This is a genomic window from Stenotrophomonas sp. GD04024 (genome assembly GCF_029837545.1).
GTDB lineage: Bacteria > Pseudomonadota > Gammaproteobacteria > Xanthomonadales > Xanthomonadaceae > Stenotrophomonas > Stenotrophomonas forensis.
On sequence record NZ_JAOEDV010000058.1, the window covers coordinates 1 to 19,798 of the forward strand.

Sequence of the window (19,798 nt, forward strand, 5' to 3'; positions counted from 1 at the left end):
CCTACCCCCGGAGACGCCGCCATGCCCCAGACCGTCATCCCGCAACTGCGCATGCGCCATGCCGACACCTCCCTGCCGTTCTACGTGCAGGGCCTGGGCTTCGTGGTCGACTGGGAACACCGCTTCGAACCCGGCTTCCCGCTGTTCGCCCAGCTCACCCGCGACGGCCAGACCCTCTTCCTCACCGAACACACCGGTGATTGCGAGGTCGGCGGCGCGGTGTACTTCATCGTCGAGGATGTCGATGCGCTGCACCGTGCCTTCAGCGCCGCGAACGTGCCGATCGAGCAGCCGCCGCATGACACCGAATGGGGCAGCCGCGAGATGCTGCTGCGTGATCCCGACGGCAACCGCCTGCGCTTTGCCACCCACGCAGACTGAACCCCAGCGGCTTGAGCCGAATATACGAAACATATATGCTTCGTATATCCACTACCCCAGGACCGCCGATGGGCATCGTCAACATCGATGACACCCTGCACGACCAGCTGCGCCGTGCCTGCACCGTCTCCAGCCGCTCGATCAACGCCCAGGCTAATTTCTGGATCCGGGTCGGAATGCTGTGCGAGATGAATCCTACGCTGAGCTTCCAGGACATCGTCGCCAGCGAACTGCGCGCGGCCGGCGTGCAGCCACAGGCGCTGGCGCCCGGGCGGGCCTGACATGGCGATGATCAAGCAGCCGCACGAAATCGCGCTGATGGCCGAATCCGGGCGCCTGCTGGCGCAGGTGTTCGCCGCACTCGACCGGCTGCCGCTGCAGGGCCGTTGCACCATGGAGATCAACGATTTCGTCGAACGCATGATCGTCGATGAACTGCAGGCGCGGCCGGCCAGCAAGGGCCAGTATGGCTTCCCGTACGTGCTCAACACCTCGATCGACAACGTCATCTGCCACGGCGTGCCCAGCCCCACCGACGTGCTGCGCAGCGGCCAGATCGTCAACCTCGACATCACCCTGGAGAAGAACGGCTACATCACCGACTCCAGCACCACCTATCTGGTCGGTGAGGTCGACTACGCCGCGCGCAGGCTGGTGCAGACCACCTACCAGGCGATGTGGAAAGGCATTGCCGCGGTGCGTCCTGGTGCGCGGCTGGGCGACATCGGCCACGCCATCGCCCGCCATGCGCGCAGCCACGGCTACAGCGTAGTGAAGGAATACTGCGGCCACGGCATCGGCCAGGAGATGCACGAGGAACCGCAGATCCTGCACTACGGCCATCCCAACACCGGCATGGTGCTGGAGGAAGGCATGGTGTTCACCATCGAACCGATGCTCAACCAGGGCAAGCCGGCCATCCGCCAGCAACCGGACGAATGGCCGGTGTACACCCGCGACGGCAAGCTGTCGGCGCAGTTCGAGCACACCGTGGCGGTCACCCGCAGCGGCGTGCGCGTATTGACCCTGCGCCCCGGCGAAACGCCGTTGTACGCCATCGACCGGATGGCGACCGACTGACCTCAGCACTTCCGCGCTTCGATGCCCCTCTTGCATGGCATGCGACACATGTCGCACACTCGCGACATCAATCGCACGCACAGGTCTGGCCATGCCCCGCCCCCCAACACCTTCGAACGCCGAACTGGAGTTGTTGAAGTGCCTGTGGCGCGATGGCGCCTGCAGTGCGCGTGAACTGCACAACGCGGCAGCTGCTGCACTGGACTGGTCGTATTCGTCCACGCGCAAGACGCTGGAAAGGATGGTCGACAAGGGCCTGGTGAAAGAGGGCAGCCAGCACGGCCTGAATGTCTACAGCGCCCAGGTCGGCAAGGTGACCACCCTGGCCGCACTCAGTGCCGACTTCGCTCGCCGCGTACTGGAGATCGACGGGCCGCTGCCGACCCAGGCCTTCGCCGAAAGCCGCCTGCTGAGCGACAAGGAAATCGAGCAACTGCAGGCGCTGCTGCTCCAGGGCGACGAGGACCAGCCATGAGTCTGTCATCAACCGGCCTGTGGATGATCAGCCTCACTGCAAGCCTGTTCGGGGCTGGCCTGGTCTGGTACGGCGCGCAACTGTTGCAGCGCCAGCTCGGGCTCTCGCATGCGTCGGCGCGTTTCTGGCTGGGGGCGTGGTTGTGCGCTGTGCTGCCCCCCTTGCTAGCGCTGATGCTGCCGATGCAGGCCGCGCCGCTGCAGGAGCTGTCCAGCACATTGCCGGTTGCGCTGGACAGCGGTACCGGCGCACTGCTGTCCGTGCAGCTGCCTGCACTCGCGGCGACTGAACCCTTGATGGCCTGGCTGACGCCACTGCTGCTGACCGTCCATATCGCAGGGGCCCTGCTGGCCCTCGCTCGGTGGGCGTTGGCCAGCCGCCGGCTGCGCGCCCTGTTGCGCGACAGCCAGCCGCTGCAGGCAATGCAACTGCCGGGACCGCAATCGCGCCAGATCATGCGGGAGCTGCAGCAGAAAGGGATCGCGCTGCGTTTTGTAGCCGGCAACGGCACGCCGTTTGCCCTGTGCAGGCCGCAACCACAGATCATCCTGCCGGCAGCCAGCCTGGCCCTGCCGGATCGAACGCTACGCCTGGTCATTGGCCATGAGGCGGCCCATCTGCAGCGCCGAGATCCCCAGCGCGCTGCATTGATGCGACTGGTCGGTGCGCTGTACTGGTTCAATCCGTTCGTACGACGCATTGCCGCGCGCGTGCAGCTGGCCGCCGAGTTGCAATGCGATGCGCGTGCACTGGCCGAGGGGGGCGCCAGCAACGATGGCCGCCTATTGGCCCACGCCTATATCCAGACACTTCGCCATGCTACGGGAGAGCAGCCAGCCAGTGCCCTGACCCATCGCGATTTCGGCGGCCACCAGCTACGCCTGCAGCATATGCTGCAGGGCGATGCGGGTCGCCGCCCCGGTATCACCAGCGTCCTGCTGCTGGTCGCGCTGGGCGCCGCCTGCACGGTCGGTCTGGCCACCGTCCAAGCCGCCGCGATGGCAGGGCCGCCGTCTCTTCCGCTGCCATTGCCGGTCACATCAGTAACAGTCCTGGAAGAAGCGCTGCCGCCAGCCCCTTCATTCGCTGCGCCGCTGTCCAATACGCGGGTTACCAGCGTATTCGGTCATGTTTCCGACTTCCGCCAGCGCGCCCATCGCGGCACCGACTTCGCCGCCCGCCGAGGCACCGCCGTGCTCGCCCCCGCCGACGGCACAGTGATCGCCGCCACGCACGCCTATCCCGATGGCGCCAACTACGGCACGGTTGTCGTGATTGATCATGGCGCTGGCTGGCAGTCGCTGTTTGCGCACCTGCAGGACTTCGCGGTACAGCCAGGCCAGCGCGTGCGCAGGGGCGATCCCATCGCCCGCAGCGGCAACACTGGGCGTACCACCGGTCCACACCTGCACATGGAACTGCTACGCAACGGAACACGAGTGGACCCGCAGGACTGGCTGCAGTAATGCACTGATCGGCGCTCTGCCGCCGCCCTCCATGCATCGTTTCGATACCCGGCCGCGGGAGGACCTGCTGCGGCCCGCTGTCCCGCCGTGACAAAGGAACTGCACGACCATGCGACGATCATCGCCTTCCCCGACAACGCTGTGGCCACACGCTGGCATGTGGCTCACCATTGGCTGCCTGATGGCACCAGCGAATGCCGCGGCCCTTCCACCAACGACACCCGCCCCTTCAAACACGACCGATCTGGATGCAGTGCACGTCCAGGCCGAGCGTTACGATGCTCGCCGTGACGACACCGCGAGTCGCATCGTGGTGGACCGCGAGGCACTGCAACGGCATGGCGACACCGACCTGCTGGAGGCACTCAAACGCTTGCCCGGCATCAGCGTTTCCAGTGGTGCTCCGGGCCGCCCAGGCAGCGTATCACTACGCGGCCTGGGTGCCGGCTACACGCAGATCCTGCTGGACGGCCAGCGTACGCCCGCTGGCTTCAGCCTGGACTCGCTGGCCACCGATCTGATCGAGCGCATCGAAATCCTGCGCGCGCCTACTGCTGACCAGGGCATGGGTGCCGTCGCCGGTACACTCAACATCGTCACCCGCGCGCCGATTGCAAAAGACAGCCAGCGGCTGACACTTTCATGGGCCGACAATCAGGGGCGCAGCACCCCATCGGCAAGCTGGCGGCAGACCCATGCCGGCCTGGACCGAGATCTTGCACTGACCGCCACAGCTACTGCCCGTGGCTTCCTGGTGGAGGAACGCAGCAGAGAAGATGCTTGGGATGGTGTTGGCGCGCCGTTGCTGCATCGACAATCCCGCCTGCGCGCCACCGGGCATCGTGACAGCGTCTCGCTCGCCCCCTCACTGACGCTCAGAACCAGCGAGGACACCACTCTTTCACTACAGGCCCTGGTGGATGCATCCGACTTCCGTCGCGACATGTACATCGATTGGGAAACGGCGCTGGGTGCGGAACTGCGTACTCCACATTACCGGCAGCGCACGCGCCTGCGCCTTGATCAGGGCCAGGCCAGCGCGGAGTGGGAGAAGAAGCTACCGGACGGCGGCAGCCTGAACCTGCGTCTGGCACTGGATGGCAACCGCGAAAACTACCGCTTCCGCGAGCAGGGACAGGATGCGGGGCAGCAGGACAACCTTCTCGATCGCACCGATGCGCAGCTGCATGTGCTGGGCGGCACTACCCGCGTGCGGTGGACTCTGCCGGCGTGGGGTCGCCATACATTGCAGGTCGGTGCCGAAAGCAGCATGGATTCGCGCCGCGAATCACGCCTGCAGCAACTCCGGTATTCCCCTGATGAGCCATCGACGATCAGCGACCTTTCCTTTGATGCGCGCCTGCACCGCATCGCCGTCTATGCGCAGGACGAGTTCCCACTGGGAACGCGAAGCGCCTTCTATGTCGGCGGTCGCTGGGAACAACTGCAGACCCGCAGCGAAGGGCGTGGCTTCGCTGCGATGCGTCACCGGGCCAGCGTTTTCACGCCGGTCCTGCAGGGTCTCTGGAAGCGCGCAAAGGGCAAGGACCAGCTACGGGTATCACTGAGCCGCAGTTTCCGCGCACCGGCACTGCGCTCACTGGTCCCGCGGCCGTATACCTCCACCAACAACCGCCCACTGAACCCCGACGAGATCGGGAATCCAGCGCTGCGTCCGGAACTGGCATGGGGTCTGGATGCGGCCTGGGAAATGCACGGCCGTGAAGGTACACAGGGGAGCATCGGCGGTTACATGCGCCGCATCGACGCGCCGATCCGCAATGAAACCATCCTGCGTGAAGGGCGTTGGGTATCGACGCCGGTCAACGGTACCCGCGCCACGGCCTGGGGCATCGAAATGGATGGCAGGATGCCGCTGGCACGTCTGTACCGCAGAGCGCCGGATATCGAGCTGCGCGGCAACGCCACCTGGAGCCACTCCCGGGTCAGGGATCTCCCCGGGCCTGACAATCGGATTGAAGACCAGGTGCCATTCACCGCCAGTGCGTCGCTCGATTACCGCATTTCATCGCGCTGGAGCAGTGGCCTGGCTTACACCCATCGCAGCGGAGGCAGAATACGCTACAGCCTGAGCGAGCTGGACATCACGTCCTATCGACGCGAGCTGGAGGCTTGGGCGCAGTACGCAAGCGAACGGCGCGGCAAGCTGCGCTTGACCGCCTCGAACCTGTTGGCGCAGGACTTCGAGACCGGCCATTGGCGTTTCGACGAAGGCGGATCGCAGGTACTTCGCAACACCCGACGTTCCGTGCCCGGTCTTCGCCTGCAATGGGAGCTCCCGCTGTGATCAGCATATGCACGGGGTACAACTCAAACGCGCAGCACCCGGCCGCGTGAACCGTATCGATGGAACACACACGCAACACCGGCGTGCGTCATGCACTCATGGCGATAGCGGACGCAACAGCAGCAGCGTGGCGAGGCATAACATGAAGACCGCCACGCCTGCGTCCAGCACGCGCCACGCAGCCGGCCTGCGGAACACCGGCTGCAGCAGCCGCGCGCCATAGCCCAACGTGCAGAACCAGGCCACGCTGGCCACGCAGGCTCCGGCGGCGAAGGCCCAGCGCAGATCGCCGGGGTAACGCGTGGACAAGCTGCCGAGCAGCACCACCGTATCCAGATAGACGTGCGGATTGAGCAGCGTGAACGCCAGGCAGGTCAACAGTACCTGGCGCCCGCTGCCACCCTGCGTCTCGGCGGCGGCCAAGGCACTGCCACCGTGCCAGGCGCGCAATCCGGCCTGCAGTCCATACCAGAGCAGGAACGCCGCACCGCCGAAGCGCAGCACCTGCAGCAGCAACGGCCACTGCTGCACCAACGCCCCCATGCCGCCAACGCCGGCCAGGATCAGCGCGATGTCCGCGCCGGCACAGGCCAGCACTACCCTCCCCACATGGCGCTGCTGCAGGCCCTGGCGCAGTACGAAGGCGTTCTGCGCACCGATGGCGATGATCAGGCCGGCACCTGCGAACAGACCGGCGGCGGTAGCGGCAATCCACATCAGGAAGGCCCAGGCAGCGAAGGGACGCGCAGGGTGCGGCCATTGCCGCGTTAAGACAATCTGATTTTTCTTTATCCTGTGCAGAAAAACTGAAGGGGCGCCTGCATGGACCTGGTACATCCGCAACTGGCCGCGTTTGCCGCGGTGCTGGAGGAAGGCAGCTTCGAGGCTGCGGCACGCCGCCTGTCGATCAGCGCGTCGGCACTTTCGCAACGGATCAAGGCACTGGAGGACCGGCTCGGCCAGGTACTGGTGGTCCGCCAGGCGCCGTGCCGCCCCACCGCTGCCGGGGAGGCCCTGCTGCGCCGGGTTCGCCCGATGCAGGCACTGGAGGCCGAGGCGCTGGCCGAACTGCTGCCCGAGCGCGGCGGCGACGCTGCGCGCACGCCGATCCCCTTGGCGGTCAACGACGACTCGCTCGATACCTGGTTCGTACCGGCCATCGCCGAACTGCACCAGCGCCACGGCTACCTGTTCGACCTGCGCATGGACGACCAGGACCACACCCTGCAGCTGCTGCGCGATGGCAGCGTGCTCGGTGCGGTCACTGCCGAAGGCCAACCGGTGAAAGGCTGCAACGTGCATCCGCTCGGCGCGATGCGCTACCACGCCATCGCCTCGCCCGGCTTCGCCCGCCAGTACTTCAGCGATGGCATGCAGGCCGCCGCCCTGGCGCGCGCACCGATGCTGGTGTTCAACCGCAAGGATGAACTGCAATGGCGCTTCGTGCGGCGGCTGACCCGCGCGCGCCTGCAGCCGCCGCTACACTACCTGCCCTCCTCCACCGGTTTCGTCGAAGCCGCAGCGTGCGGACTCGGCTGGGGCATGGCCCCGGAAACCCTGGTCGCGCCCGCCGTGCATGCCGGCCGCGTGGTGGTACTGGAACCCCGCCGCTGGCTGGATGTGCCGCTGTACTGGCAGCATGCCGCCGTGCGCTCAAGCACGCTGCAGCACATCACCCAGGCGCTGCGCAGCGCGGCCAGCGGCACCCTTCGCTGAGGACCACACGATGACCGCAGACCCGGGCTTCACACCGCGCGCACTACCGTTTGCGCACTTCTTCACCATTGGGACGGCATGGGCGTGATCGGCCGACGTACAAGGATGCTCCGCGCAAGGGCCGCGCTGGCGCTGACGCTGGCAACCTGCCTGCCCCTCACTGCGCTGGCACAGTCCATCACCGACGCACCGGCTTTGGACTGGGAACAGGCGCGGCAGCGCCTGGAACAGGTCTCCGATGCGCTGGCCGCCGCCGACGCCGCCGTGCGCAACAAGCAGGACCTGCAGGACGCCACCCGCCTGCTGCGCCTGCCGGAGATCACCGGCGAAGTGCGCCGCCTGCAGTTCCAGAAGACCCTGACCCTGCCGCTGGGTTCACTGGCGCCGGTGGCCGAAGCCTTCGGCATCGACTCGCCGCTGTCGTTCACCGAACGCGACTGGCGCACCCGCCCGGTGGTGACTGCGGTGCTGCCGCTGTACACCGGCGGGGTGATCCCTGCTGCACAGCGCGCCGCCAGCGCCGCCCATGAACAGGCCAGCGCCGAGCGCGAGGCGCAACGCCAGTCGCTGACCGTGCAGCTGGCACAGGCCTATTTCGGCCAGCGCCTGGCCGAACAGGCCGTGGAGGTGCGCCGCGATGTGCGCGATGGCCTCGACCGCCACTTGTCCGACGCCGAGAAACTGGAGCGCGAGGGCTTCGCCACCCGCGCCCAGCGACTGCAGGCCACCGTGGCCCGCGACAAGGCCGAGCGCGAATACCAGAAAACGGTGAACGACCTGGCCACGCTGAAGGCCGCGCTGTCCACCCTGCTGCGCAGCGGCGGAGAGGTGCAGCCGGTGTCGCCGCTGTTCGTGCAGCGCGCGCCGCTGGAACCGGTCGCCCGCTTCGAGCGCACCGCGCAGGCGCGCCAGCCGCAGATCGCGCGCCTACGGGCGATGGTGGCGCAGGCCGAACAGGGTGTGCGCGTGCAGCAGGCCAAGCTGAAGCCGCAGATCTTCGCCTTCGGCCAGTACGACTTCCGCCGCCGCGACGAAATGCTGACCGATCCGGACTGGGCCTTCGGCATCGGACTGAAGTACACCTTCCTGTCGCCGAACTCGCGGCCGGCGCAGATCAGCGCCGCGCGTGCGCAGCAGGAGCAGGCCGAAGCGGGCCTGCGCGAAGCCGAGAACCAGGTTGCACTAGGCGTGCGCAAGGCCTGGAACGAACTGGAGACCGCCCGCCAGCAGTTCGTGCTGCTCGACAGCAGCATTGCCCAGGCACAGGAAAACCTGCGCCTGCAGGAGCTGGCGTTTCGCGAAGGCCAGGCCACCTCGCTGGATGTGATCGACGCGCGGCTCGGCCTCGGCGGTGCCCGCGTCGAGCGCGCACAGGCCGCCTACCAATACGATGTTGCACTGGCACAGCTGCTGGAGGTCAGTGGACAGATGGACCGTTTCGAAGAGTTCCGGCGGCGTGCGGACGAGGTGATCGACCATGAGTGATGTGCTGCACGACGATGCGACGACGCCCCCCGGAAAGCGCCGGCTGGGACCGATCCTGATAGGGGTGCTGCTGGTGGTGGTGGTGCTGGGCCTGTGGCTGGCCTGGCGCAGCCCGGCCGACCAGATCCAGGGCATGGCCGATGCGGACACCATCAACGTGGCCGCCAAGATCACCGCGCGCGTGGCCGAACTGAAGGTACGCGAGGGTGACCGCGTGCAGCCCGGGCAGGTGCTGTTCCTGCTCGACAGCCCCGAGGTGGCCGCCAAGGAACAGCAGGCGCACGGCGCATTGGCCGCCGCACAGGCGGTAGCCGACAAGGCCGATGAAGGCGCGCGCAGCGAAGACATCCGCGCCGCCGAAGCCAACTGGAAGCGCGCCGAAGCCGGTGCGACGCTGGCCGAGGCCACCTACCAGCGCGTGCAGAACCTGTTCAATGAAGGAGTGATGACCCGGCAGAAGCGCGATGAAGCGCATGCCCAGGCCACCAGCTCGCGCGAACTGGCCCGCGCCGCCCGCGCGCAGTACGACATGGCGCTGTCTGGCGCGCGCGAGCAGGACAAGCGCGCCGCGCAGGGCCAGGTGCAGCAGGCGCAGGGCGCGGTGGCCGAAGTCAACGCCGCGCGCGCCGAAGTGGAAGGCCGCGCGCCGGTCGCCGGCGAGATCAACAAGCGCATGGCCGACCCGGGTGAACTGGTGCCGGCCGGCTATCCGGTGTTCACCCTGGTCGACATCGACCGCATGTGGGTGGCGATGAACCTGCGCGAATCGCAGATGCAGGGCCTGAAGGTCGGCAGCAAGCTGCGTGGCAGTGTGCCGGCGCTCGGCCAGGACGGCGAGTTCGAGGTCTATTTCATCAATCCGGCCGGTGACTATGCGACCTGGCGCACCACCCGCCAGTCGTCCGGCTACGACGTCCGCAGCTTCGAGGTGCGGGTGCGCCCGGTACGCCGCATCGAGGGCTTCCGCCCCGGCATGAGCGTGCTGTTCGCATGGCCCCAGCACTGAGCCCTGATGGCGGCGGCTTCGCCACGTCGTGGCGGCGCGAGCTGCGGTCGCTGCGCGGCAACCGAGCCGACCTGATGCTGGTCACCGTGCTGCCGCTGCTGATGCTGGCGGTGATGGCATGGATGTTCACCCCCTCGGTGATGCGCGACATCCCGATTGCCGTGGTCGACCTCGACCACAGCAGTGACAGCCGCCTGCTGCTGCGCATGCTCGATGCCAGCCCGGGCGTGCGCATCGCCAGCCAACCAGCCGACATGGAGGACGCACGCTCGCAGCTGCGCAGCCTGGACGTGTTCGCGATCGTGCTGGTGCCGCGCGACGTTACCCGGCAGGCGCTGCGCGGGCGCCAGGGCACGGTGTTCGCCTATTACAACGCCACCTACATGACCACCGGCCAGTCCGCCGCGCGTGATATCGGCGATGCGGTCTCGGCCTGGAACGCACGCCTGCTGCGCGAGCGCATCGGCCTGCAGGTCGGCCCGGACAAGCTGCGTGCGGCACCGATCGCGGTGCAGTCAGACATCCTCTACAACCCGGCACGCAGCTACGAGCTGTTCCTGCTGCCACTGATCTTCCCGGCGGTACTGTCGCTGGTGCTGGCACTTGCGGTGGCCGGCAGCCTGGGGCGCGAGATCCGCGATGGCACCCTGCCCGGCTGGCTGGGCCGCACGCCGTGGGCCGCCATCGCCGGCAAGGCTGCACCGTACATCCTGCTGTTCTCGCTGTACGGTGCACTCGGGCTGGGTTACCTGGCCTGGCTGCGCGGCGATGGCGTGGCCGGCAGCGTGCTCCTGCTGCTGCTTGCACAGCCGCTGTTCTACCTGGCCACTGCGGCCTACGCGTTGTTCTTCGTCGGCGTCACCCGCGACATGGGTACTGCGCTGTCCGCAGTCGGCCTCAGCATCGGCACCGCATTGGCGTTCTCCAGCGCCACCTTCCCGGTGCTGGACGGCCCCCTGTTCACCCGCATCTGGCATCAGCTGCTGCCGCTCAGCGCCTACATCAAGCTGCAGACCCAGCAACAGTTCATCGGTTCGCCGCTGCTGGTCTCGCTGTGGCCGTTGGCCACGCTGCTGCTGATGTCGGTGGTGGCCGGCGGCATCGGTGGCCTGCGCCTGATCGCCTTCGCGCGTACGCCTGACGCTGCGCAGCCGGCGAGGGCCGACGCATGAGCACGCTCTGGCGCAGCCTGCGGCAGACCCTGATGGCGGTGCTGTGCGACCGCTATGCGATCGTGGTGATGGTCGGCGCGGTGATCCTGTATTCGTTCTTCTACCCGGCGGCGTACCGCCACCAGGTGGCCGGCAACCTGCCGGTGCTGGTGGTGGACGAAGACCACAGCGCCACCAGCCGCGAACTGCTGCGAAAGCTGGACGCGCTGCGGGTCGCACGCGTGGTCGGGCAACCGGCCGACATCGACAGTGCGCGCCAGCAGCTGGAAGCCGGCCACGCCGAAGGCATCGTGCTGATTCCGGCCAACCTGGAGCGCGACATCCTGCGCGGCCACCCCGCCAAGCTGGTGCTGCTCGGCAACGGCGCCTACCTGGGCCGTGCCAGCTGGGTGCTGGGCAGCGTGGCCGATGCACTGGGCGCGTTCGGGCGTGAGGCGGTAGTCGGCCAGGCGGCCTTCATGGGCGCACCGCAGGCACCGCCGGTCACCCTGGTGCAGCGCCCGCTGTACAACACCCAGGAAGGCTACGGCAGCGCCATCGTCCCCGGCGTGGCCGAACTGATCGTGCACCAGACCCTGCTGATGGGCATCGGCGTCCTGCTCGGCGGCCGTCGTCTCGCGCTCGGCCGGCGCCTGCGCTTCGACCTGCCGACCCTGGCCGGCATGGCACTGGGCTTCGGCCTGATCGGCCTGTTCGGCCTGTTCTACTACGCCGGCTTCACCGCCTGGGTGCAGGACTATCCACGCGGTGGCAATCCACTGGGCCAGCTGCTGGGCGGCACCCTGTTCATCGCCGCGACGGTGGCGTTCGGCCTGTTCGTCGGCAGTTTCTTCCGCACCCGCGAACGTGCGTTCCAGTACATCATCGCCACCTCCATCCCGCTGTTCTTCCTGGCCAACCTGTCCTGGCCGGCAGTGATGACGCCACGCCCGCTGGTGTGGCTGGCGCAGCTGCTGCCAACCACCTCGGGCATCAACCTGATGGTGCGCCTGAACCAGATGGACGCCCGCCTGGCCGAAGTCAGCCACGAACTGATCACCCTCAGCATCCTGCTGCTGCTCTACGGCAGCCTCGCCGCCTGGCGCCTCCTCGCAAGAAAGGGGACGGAGGGGATTAAGTCGTAAGCGGCCGGATTGGCGGATTGCGACTTAATCCCCTCCGTCCCCTTTTCAGGGGTCTGGCGCGTACCAGAACGGGATGCGGTACTCGCGACGTCGCTCCGGGCCGCGTTCGCCACCTTCGGCATTCCAGACCAGGTTCAGATCATGCCGACCGGGTACCAACCCCGCCATCGGCAGGTATCCGACCAAGCCGCGCATGTCGACATCACGGCGTTCCATCGGCATGAACTCGTGCAGGTCGACCGGCGCGCCATCCAACTGCACCTGCCACAGCCGCGACAGGCACTCCACCGCCGCACTGGCAGCCTGCGCGCCTACGGCTTCGTTGCGCGCCCCGGGCAGCGCACTGCAATGCTGGCGTGCCAACGGGTTGTCGCGCTGGGGACGATGCGGAATGAACACGCGCAGGCGCGAACCGGTGATCGTGTCGGAGGGAATCATCGGGTACGCCAACAGCTGATCGTGTGCCGAGCGCATCGACTCGTAATGCGCGCTCAACATGCCGTGTTCGACAGCCTCGTCAGTCATCACCTGGTAACGGTTGAACAGCGAAAACTTCACCGAACCCAGTACCTGGACGGCTCCCAGCACCATGGCCACCACCACGGCGAGCAGATAGACCGCCATGAATGAACGCGAGCGCAGGTTGCTCTGCAGGGTCAGCTGCATCGTCTGCATCTGGCGCAGCAGGGGAATCCGCTGCAGGCCCGCCAGGAAGCGCTGCAGCCAGTGCTGCAGGCCCTCATGGGCCTGGTTGCGCCGCTGTCTACGCGCAATGACGCGCTCCAGCAGCGCGGGCACCAGCGCGAGTGCAAGCAAGCCGGTCAGGACGCTAATGACCACGATCATGACAACACGTTCTGAACCGCCGGCAAGCGCACTGATCGCCATCGCCACGCACAGCGTCAGCACGGCCATCACCAGCGTTCCGGCCAGCGTCTGCACGGCCAACAGCGTGGTGGAGAAGAGCATGGTGGCCAAACGATCAGCGCGCTCGATGCTGCCATCCAGGCCACCGTCGCGGGCCTTGAGGAAGGCGCGCGATACCGGGCCCATCTGCGGAAGCCGTTGCCAGTCGATGCCCTTGGGGAAGTGCGATTTCAGCCCGATCAGGCCTATCCAGTAGCCGCGCACGGTCAGGTGCGCGATCAGCGCCACTGCCAACACGTAGCACATGCCCACGCTGATGCTGAAACCAAACCACAGCAGTTGGAAGTAAATGCCTTCGGTATGCAGGCTGCTGCGCGCCCAGGCATCGAACAGATAGCCAGGAACCGCCAACAGTGCAAACGCCAGCAGGCCGGAAATGAACAATTCGAGCTCGTCGGTACGCTCACGCAGTCGGCCGAAGCGCGCTGTCGCTTCCAGTACTGGATCGACCTCGGCAACCGGCGTGTGCGACTCAGTCAGGGGTGATTCGTTCACATTGCGTTCATCCATTGAAGTCGGCGCAGTATAGACACCGCGCTGCAGCCCGCGATACAGGGCCGTTCAACGACGAACGCCGGCACAGGGCCGGCGTTCGAGGACATGCGTACTGCGAATCCTGTGGAAGGAAGCGCTACCGGTGCAGACAATCAGCGGTAAACACGCTCGCAGCGGCGTTCGACCACGCGATCACCGTTTTTCTGCTGGCTGTTGCCCTGGATCTGCCGGCCCGCGGCGCCACCGGCGACGGCACCGGCCACGGTGGCGAGCTTCTTGCCGTTGCCGCCGCCCACCTGGTTGCCGAGCAGGCCACCAATCACCGCGCCGGTGGCCGTACCGGCAATACGGTTGGGGTCACGCGAATTGCGTTGCACTTCCACGTTCTTGCAGACCACGCGGCTGCCATCGTTGAATTTGCGTCCTTCATCACGCGGCCCGTAGGTCTGCGCGCCTGCAACCGAGCTGGCCGCCAGCAGCGTGCCCAGCACAAGCAGTCGGGTCGAGGTCTTCATGGCCATCTCCTGAGGTCCGGGATGGCGCAAGTGTCCTCCCACGGCTGGCAACCGGAAGTGAAATGGGCGTTTGCGCGGCGACATCGGCCATCGCCCGTTCAGGAAAGAAATCCGCGCCCATCGCGACCAGCCATCGCGATGGGCGCCGTCTCCCTGCCGGCATGCCGCCCTTCTAGAACTCCTGCCAGCCACCCGCGTTGGCGGCCAGCGTCGAATCGATGCGGGGAGAAAGAACCGTCGGCCTGCGCACCGGAGCCACCGACGCAGCGACGGCCGCCAACGCAGGCCGTACCACCGCCGCGGCCGTGGCGGTACCGGTGCGGAACACCGACACCGCTTCAGCCAACAGGTTGGCCTGCTCTTCCATCGAGCGCGCCGCTGCGCTGGCTTCTTCCACCAATGCCGCATTCTGCTGGGTGGTCTCGTCCATCTGCACCACGGCCTGGTTGACCTGCTCGATGCCCGAACTCTGCTCCTGCGAGGCGGCGGAGATGTCGGCCATGATGTCGGTCACCCGCTGCACCGAGGCCACGATCTCGCCCATCGTGGTGCCTGCCTGGCGCACCAGTGCAGACCCATCGGCCACCTTGCCGACCGAGTCCTCGATCAGGCCCTTGATCTCCTTGGCGGCACCGGCCGAGCGCTGCGCCAGCGTGCGCACCTCGCTGGCCACCACCGCAAAGCCCCGGCCCTGCTCACCGGCACGCGCCGCTTCCACCGCGGCGTTCAGTGCCAGGATGTTGGTCTGGAATGCGATGCCATCGATCACCGAGATGATCTCGGCAATCTTCTTCGAGGCGGCTTCGATGGCGGACATCGTGGTCACCACCTGGCCGACCACCTCCCCGCCCTGCGAGGCGACACCATGCGCACCGATGGCAAGCTGGTTGGCCTGCCGCGCGTGTTCGGCATTCTGCTTCACGGTGGAGGTCAGCTCCTCCATCGACGCGGCCGTTTCCTCCAGATTCGCGGCCTGCTGCTCGGTGCGCCGCGACAGGTCGGTGTTGCCCGAGGCAATCTCGCCTGCAGCCAGGTTGATGCTGGATGCACTGGCCTGGATGCGGCCAACGATCTGCTTGAGCTGATCGACGGTGGCATTGCAGTCATCGCGCATGCGGGCGAACACCCCGTGGAAATCGCCGTGCATGCGCACGGTCAGGTCACCGCGCGAGATGGCCTGCAACAGGGTCGACACCTGCACCAGGTTTTCATCGGTGGTCTGCATCAGCTGGTTGAGCCCGGCCACCATGTCGCGGAAATCGTAGGCGAAGCGATCCTCATCGCCACGCAGGCTGAAGTCGCCTGCCGCAGCAGCGGTCGCCAGCCGGCGGATCTCGCTGTTGATCGCCGACAGGCTGCTCTTGGTTTCATCCATTGCCTGGGTGATCGCCGCCTTCTCGCCCGGCAACGGGTCCATGTCCACCGACAGGTCACCGCGGGCATAGTGCTTCATCACTTCGATCAGCCGGTTCTGCACCTGCACGTGCGAACCAACCAGCGCATTGGTTTCGTGCACCATCCGCCCGAAGTCGCCGGGGAACGCGCTCTCATCCATGCGGTAGCTGAGGCTGCCGGCGTCATGCTGGCGGGCCAGCTCGCCCTGCGCCGCCATCACCGCCTGTACCTGCATCTGCATGCGTTGCATCGACCTGAGCAGCTGGGTCACCTCATCGTTGCCCGACGCATCGATGACGTTGTCCAGGCGGCCACCGGCGATGCCATCGGCCAGCTTCACCGCCCCCTCCAGCGGACGGGTCAGGCTGCGGGTGATCGCCCAGGCCGCCAGCGAACCCAGTATCAGGCTCATCACGCCGAACACGATCGACAAGGTGCCGGTCCAGGCCTCCGTGCTGCGATATTCCTGGCGGCTGCGCTCGGTCAGTGTCTCCTGATGCCGCAGCAGCGTCGAGATGGATTCGTTCCAGGCCGTGGCCAGCCCGTGCTCGGCCAGCAGCTCTTTGGCAGCGCCGTCGAAATCCCCAGCCTTCATGCGCTCGTGCAGATGCTGGGTGGAGGCGTCGGTCGCCTTGCGTGCCGCGTCGATTTTCGCAACCAGCGCATCGCCGGTGGCGTCACGCGGAATCTTGATGTACCTGGCCCAGATGCCGTCGTAGGTCTGCGACAGTTCCTGTGCCTTCTGATAATCCTTGTCGAAATCCTCGCCACGCTTGATCACCATCAGCCGCCGATGCATCAGCACCGCATTGTTGGTATCGAGCATGTCATTCAGCAGCCGCATCTTCACCATGTTGACGTCCACCACTTTCTCGAACTGGGCGGACTTGAGCTGGTTTCCGTACAGCACCAGACCAACGATGGCCATGATGAACAGCAGCAGCAAACCAAAGCCGGCGCCCAGCCGGGATCCCACTCGGAGGTTGCGTAAGGCGAGCATCTCAGTTCCCTTGATCATGGCCGTACGATCGATGGCGGCGCAGGCAAGGGAAACTTTATGGGAGTTTATATTTGGAACGATCCAATAATATTGAACAGGCAGAACGGACCCGCCCCCGTACCGCCCCCCATCGCCCTTTGGCTGCCGATGACATGCCAGCGCAGCATTGAAATCACGCTGCATTGACAGTTTTTCTCCGGTATATCCCTCCAGCATCCATTGATAATCAGCAGCGGACACCACCGTTCCGGGTCGGGCTGCCGGTGCATGCAGCCGCTACCGGCGAACGGCTACAGTTGCGGCATGTCCCTGGTCCTGCACATCGACGGCGCATCCATCAACGACATCGCCAGCCTGTACGCGGAAATCAACCGTGTGTTCATGGCCAGCGAGAACTGGCAGCTGGGAGCAAGCCTGGACGCGCTTGATGACCTGCTGTGGGGTGGCTATGGCGTGCTCGCCGGCCACTCCGCCGCGACCGTCGTCTGGCAGGACATCGCGCACAGCCGCAGTGCATTGGGCCGGGACGCCACGCGTGCGTGGCTGCGGTCAAAACTCGATCAGCCCGGCACCTTCAATGTCGCGGCCATCAACGAGCAGATCGCGGCGCTGGAGCACGGCCAGGGACAGACGTACTTCGAGATCGTGATGGAGATCTTCGACGGGCATCCGCAGATCACCCTGGTCGCTGCCTGAGCGCGCTGCGGCAACGCCGCGTGCCGGGCTTCAGAATTTCGCCAGGGCCTCACCCAGGCGCAATGGGAACGCAACCTCGCTGGCCAGATGCCATGCGCGTGCATTGGCACCCAGCCGGGTGCATTCGGCCTCATCCATCGCCAGTGCACGCTCGACGGCCTGCTCCAGCGCTGTCTCGTCCACATGCCAGGTCCTGGACAGGTGGCAGGGCGCGCCCTCGTGGGCCGCCACCAGAAGACCGCGGCTCTCATCGATCATCTGGTTCATCGGCGCGCCATCGCAGGTGATCACCACCGCCGCGCAGCTCATCGCTTCGACCAGGTAGTGGCCCCAGCCCTCGGTCTGCGACAGGCACAGGTGGAACACATGCTCGTTCTGCAGGCGCTGCACCTCTTCATCGGGCAGGCGCTCGCGGACGATCCGCAGGTTTGCCGCCCCACCCTCGTCTTCGTCCGAAGGCCCGCCACGCAGGACGGTCAGCAGGGGCCATTCCGGGTGCCGCTTCCAGACCTTCACCAGGGTCGCCGTACCCTTCATGCGGCTGCTGCCTGCGGCATGCAGGAAGCTGCGGGGCTTGCGCGGCACCGAAGCGTCGTAGCGGTCGCGGCTGCAGAAGCCCACTTCCAGCGCGCGCATGCCCAGCGCAGTGAAGATGCGCGTGGCGTCCTCGGTCTTGGTCAGCAGGGCATCGAATCGCGGCAGGATGCGGAGGCTGCGCGCAGATACCCATTCCGGATTCGGGATCAGCAGATTGACCTCGGCCAGGCCAAAACTGGCCGGCCGTACGTGCTCCAGCGAGATGTTGATATCGAATCGCGCCGGCTTCCGCCCCAGGCTCAGCCACGACGCCAACAGGCGGCGCAGGCGCAACCGGCGCAGTTTCCACGCCCCGCCATTGCGTACCGCATCGAGGCGGCTGATGGTCACCTCATGCCCGAGCTGTCGCAGCGAGCGCTCGATCACCTGGATGTCATGGCTCAAGCCGCGCTGGTTGTCGGCCGCCAGCAGGTGAACATGCGCCATCAGTGCGAACTCCCGTCCCGGCGCAGGTCGCGGACCGGCAACGCGGTCGCCAGGACGAAGCCCAGCACCAGGTAGAAATAGAACGAATGCGGCATTGCCCGATAGAACACGTTGTCGGTGAACGCCGAGAGCGCGTAGACGATGACCACGGCAAGGCCGGCGGTGGCGACCATCGCCGTGGTTTCATCGGCATGGCCGATCCGTCGCACGAAATGAATACCCGGCAGGATGAAGATCAGCAGCATGATCAGCAACAGCGGCACGCCACCGGTCACTGCCGCTTCCAGGTACTCGTTGTGGGGATGGTTGTAGCGAGAGATCGCGTCGGACACCTCGCCGCGGGCAATGCCCTCGCGCGCATAGGTACCAAACTGGTTCAAGCCCACCCCGGTCAGCGGGTGCTCGGCAATGGCGTCGACCGCCACGCCCCACATCGCGATGCGCTCACGCACCGAACCCACTTCGTTGTGCTGGTTGAAGCCGGCGATCTCGCCACTGACCTCACCGAAGCGTTGGATGACCTGATGGTTGAGCACCGTGGTGGCACCGAGCACGCCGATGACCAGGGCGCCGACGAAGGCCAGCGGGCCACGCCAGCGCCGGGTACGCCACACGTGCACCGTCATCACCATCAGCATCGCCGGAATGAAGGCCAGGATCGGCCCCCGGCTCTGCGCCAGGATCGAGCCGTAGACGCCCACGGCAACGGCAACCCCATGCAGGCAGCGCTCGGCCGGATGGACGTTCGGCTGGATCAACCGGATGACCGAGAACAGCGCCATGCACAGCGTGACCATCGTGAACTCGATGGCCGTCCATTCGCCACCACTGAAACCATAAGCACGTTCCAACCCCATCACGTGGTGCTGCACGATGCATGAGCCACCGAACACCAGGGTGGAGAGCGCGAACAGAGTCCAGATCAGGCGCCAGTCCAGCACGGCGGCGAACACCGCGGCCGTACCCAGATAGAGCAGCATCTGCGCGGGCAGGTCCAGCTCGCTCCAGCGCAGGTCGTGCCAGGTGATGCTGAAGAAGGCAAAGGCCAGGCGCAGCAAACAGGCGATCACGATGAAGCGCGCGATGCGGTAGCGCAGGCGGACATCCGGCTGGCGACGGATCAGCACCACGCCGGTGACCAGCAGGGCCAGCAGCAGCACGGCCTTCAACAGGTTGTACGGCGCAGATCCGGCAAGCGGGACAACGGCAACCAGCGTACTCAGCAGGGCGATGCGCCAGTAATGGCGAGGTTCGGCGGCCATGCAGGCTGCAGTCATGCGTGTTCTTTCCATCAACGCCCGCCCGGGGATGAATTGCCCCGGTTTCCATGGAGGCCGATTGGCGGGAATCGCCGGGGCCGACACTACCGTGGCCCTCCAAGGAAATCAACCAAACCACCGCTGTCGTTGGCGCCCAGACAGCCCCGGCGCGCGCCCCGCCCGGTGGACCAGGGCGGGGATCATCGACCCGCCCAGGCCGTTACACTAACTGTTCTTCCGGCCCTGCCCCGCAAGGCCTTGCCCAGACGCCCTGC

General features: G+C 66.4%; 18 protein-coding genes. 12 read left to right on the forward strand and 6 right to left on the reverse strand.

Annotation, left to right across the window (positions count from 1 at the left end; genetic code table 11):
• The first annotated feature begins 21 nt into the window (after positions 1 to 21).
• The 6 genes from N7590_RS16150 (at position 22) to N7590_RS16175 (ending at position 5,710) form a co-directional block, all read left to right on the forward strand.
• Entirely contained in the window at positions 22 to 381 is a 360-nt protein-coding gene (locus tag N7590_RS16150) for a VOC family protein (protein ID WP_049456145.1), read from the forward strand.
• Between the two features lie 68 nt (positions 382 to 449).
• A complete protein-coding gene (locus tag N7590_RS16155; protein WP_006425741.1) occupies positions 450 to 662 on the forward strand; it encodes a ParD-like family protein in 213 nt (70 codons plus the stop codon).
• A gap of 7 nt (positions 663 to 669) precedes the next feature.
• Positions 670 to 1,461: a type I methionyl aminopeptidase gene (gene map, locus N7590_RS16160; RefSeq protein ID WP_053509467.1), complete on the forward strand. Its 792-nt coding sequence runs from the start codon at positions 670 to 672 to the stop codon at positions 1,459 to 1,461.
• A gap of 91 nt (positions 1,462 to 1,552) precedes the next feature.
• Positions 1,553 to 1,936, forward strand: a complete 384-nt coding sequence (locus N7590_RS16165; RefSeq protein WP_164241380.1) for a BlaI/MecI/CopY family transcriptional regulator — start codon at positions 1,553 to 1,555, stop codon at positions 1,934 to 1,936.
• Positions 1,933 to 3,402: a M23/M56 family metallopeptidase gene (locus N7590_RS16170; protein WP_164241381.1), complete on the forward strand. Its 1,470-nt coding sequence runs from the start codon at positions 1,933 to 1,935 to the stop codon at positions 3,400 to 3,402. Before N7590_RS16165 ends, N7590_RS16170 begins: the two co-directional genes overlap by 4 nt.
• A 181-nt stretch (positions 3,403 to 3,583) precedes the next feature.
• Entirely contained in the window at positions 3,584 to 5,710 is a 2,127-nt protein-coding gene (locus tag N7590_RS16175; RefSeq protein ID WP_164241382.1) for a TonB-dependent receptor, read from the forward strand.
• Between the two features lie 96 nt (positions 5,711 to 5,806).
• On the opposite strand, the gene N7590_RS16180 is transcribed toward N7590_RS16175, so the two are convergent.
• On the reverse strand, positions 5,807 to 6,427 hold the full coding sequence (locus tag N7590_RS16180; RefSeq protein ID WP_164241383.1) for a LysE/ArgO family amino acid transporter: 621 nt from the start codon (positions 6,425 to 6,427) through the stop codon (positions 5,807 to 5,809).
• A gap of 105 nt (positions 6,428 to 6,532) precedes the next feature.
• On the opposite strand from N7590_RS16180, the gene N7590_RS16185 reads away from it, so the two are divergent.
• From N7590_RS16185 to N7590_RS16205, 5 genes are all read left to right on the forward strand, one after another.
• The gene (locus N7590_RS16185; protein ID WP_164241384.1) at positions 6,533 to 7,426 is read left to right on the forward strand and encodes a LysR family transcriptional regulator ArgP; all 894 of its coding nucleotides are present in this window, start codon (positions 6,533 to 6,535) and stop codon (positions 7,424 to 7,426) included.
• Positions 7,427 to 7,504: 78 nt separating this feature from the next.
• The gene (locus tag N7590_RS16190) at positions 7,505 to 8,911 is read left to right on the forward strand and encodes a TolC family protein (protein WP_164241385.1); all 1,407 of its coding nucleotides are present in this window, start codon (positions 7,505 to 7,507) and stop codon (positions 8,909 to 8,911) included.
• A complete protein-coding gene (locus N7590_RS16195) occupies positions 8,904 to 9,917 on the forward strand; it encodes an efflux RND transporter periplasmic adaptor subunit (RefSeq protein WP_164241386.1) in 1,014 nt (337 codons plus the stop codon). The genes N7590_RS16190 and N7590_RS16195 overlap by 8 nt, the downstream gene beginning before the upstream one ends.
• Entirely contained in the window at positions 9,902 to 11,089 is a 1,188-nt protein-coding gene (locus N7590_RS16200) for an ABC transporter permease (RefSeq protein ID WP_164241387.1), read from the forward strand. The genes N7590_RS16195 and N7590_RS16200 overlap by 16 nt, the downstream gene beginning before the upstream one ends.
• A complete protein-coding gene (locus tag N7590_RS16205; protein WP_164241388.1) occupies positions 11,086 to 12,213 on the forward strand; it encodes an ABC transporter permease in 1,128 nt (375 codons plus the stop codon). The genes N7590_RS16200 and N7590_RS16205 overlap by 4 nt, the downstream gene beginning before the upstream one ends.
• Positions 12,214 to 12,258: 45 nt before the next feature.
• On the opposite strand, the gene N7590_RS16210 is transcribed toward N7590_RS16205, so the two are convergent.
• The 3 genes from N7590_RS16210 to N7590_RS16220 all read right to left on the reverse strand — a co-directional run bounded on the left by N7590_RS16210 (position 12,259) and on the right by N7590_RS16220 (position 16,545).
• Entirely contained in the window at positions 12,259 to 13,635 is a 1,377-nt protein-coding gene (locus N7590_RS16210; RefSeq protein WP_080374994.1) for a hypothetical protein, read from the reverse strand.
• A gap of 152 nt (positions 13,636 to 13,787) precedes the next feature.
• Entirely contained in the window at positions 13,788 to 14,156 is a 369-nt protein-coding gene (locus tag N7590_RS16215; RefSeq protein ID WP_005415760.1) for a glycine zipper 2TM domain-containing protein, read from the reverse strand.
• Between the two features lie 166 nt (positions 14,157 to 14,322).
• Positions 14,323 to 16,545, reverse strand: coding sequence for a methyl-accepting chemotaxis protein (locus N7590_RS16220; protein ID WP_164241395.1), 2,223 nt, complete (start codon positions 16,543 to 16,545; stop codon positions 14,323 to 14,325).
• 303 nt (positions 16,546 to 16,848) lie between these two features.
• On the opposite strand from N7590_RS16220, the gene N7590_RS16225 reads away from it, so the two are divergent.
• Positions 16,849 to 17,241, forward strand: a complete 393-nt coding sequence (locus tag N7590_RS16225) for a barstar family protein (protein WP_164241389.1) — start codon at positions 16,849 to 16,851, stop codon at positions 17,239 to 17,241.
• 30 nt (positions 17,242 to 17,271) lie between these two features.
• Here N7590_RS16225 and N7590_RS16230 read toward each other — a convergent pair whose 3' ends face one another.
• Together N7590_RS16230 and N7590_RS16235 are read right to left on the reverse strand one after the other, a co-directional pair.
• The gene (locus N7590_RS16230; protein ID WP_164086881.1) at positions 17,272 to 18,264 is read right to left on the reverse strand and encodes a glycosyltransferase family 4 protein; all 993 of its coding nucleotides are present in this window, start codon (positions 18,262 to 18,264) and stop codon (positions 17,272 to 17,274) included.
• On the reverse strand, positions 18,264 to 19,541 hold the full coding sequence (locus N7590_RS16235) for an O-antigen ligase family protein (protein WP_164241391.1): 1,278 nt from the start codon (positions 19,539 to 19,541) through the stop codon (positions 18,264 to 18,266). Before N7590_RS16235 ends, N7590_RS16230 begins: the two co-directional genes overlap by 1 nt.
• Between the last annotated feature and the right edge of the window lie 257 nt (positions 19,542 to 19,798).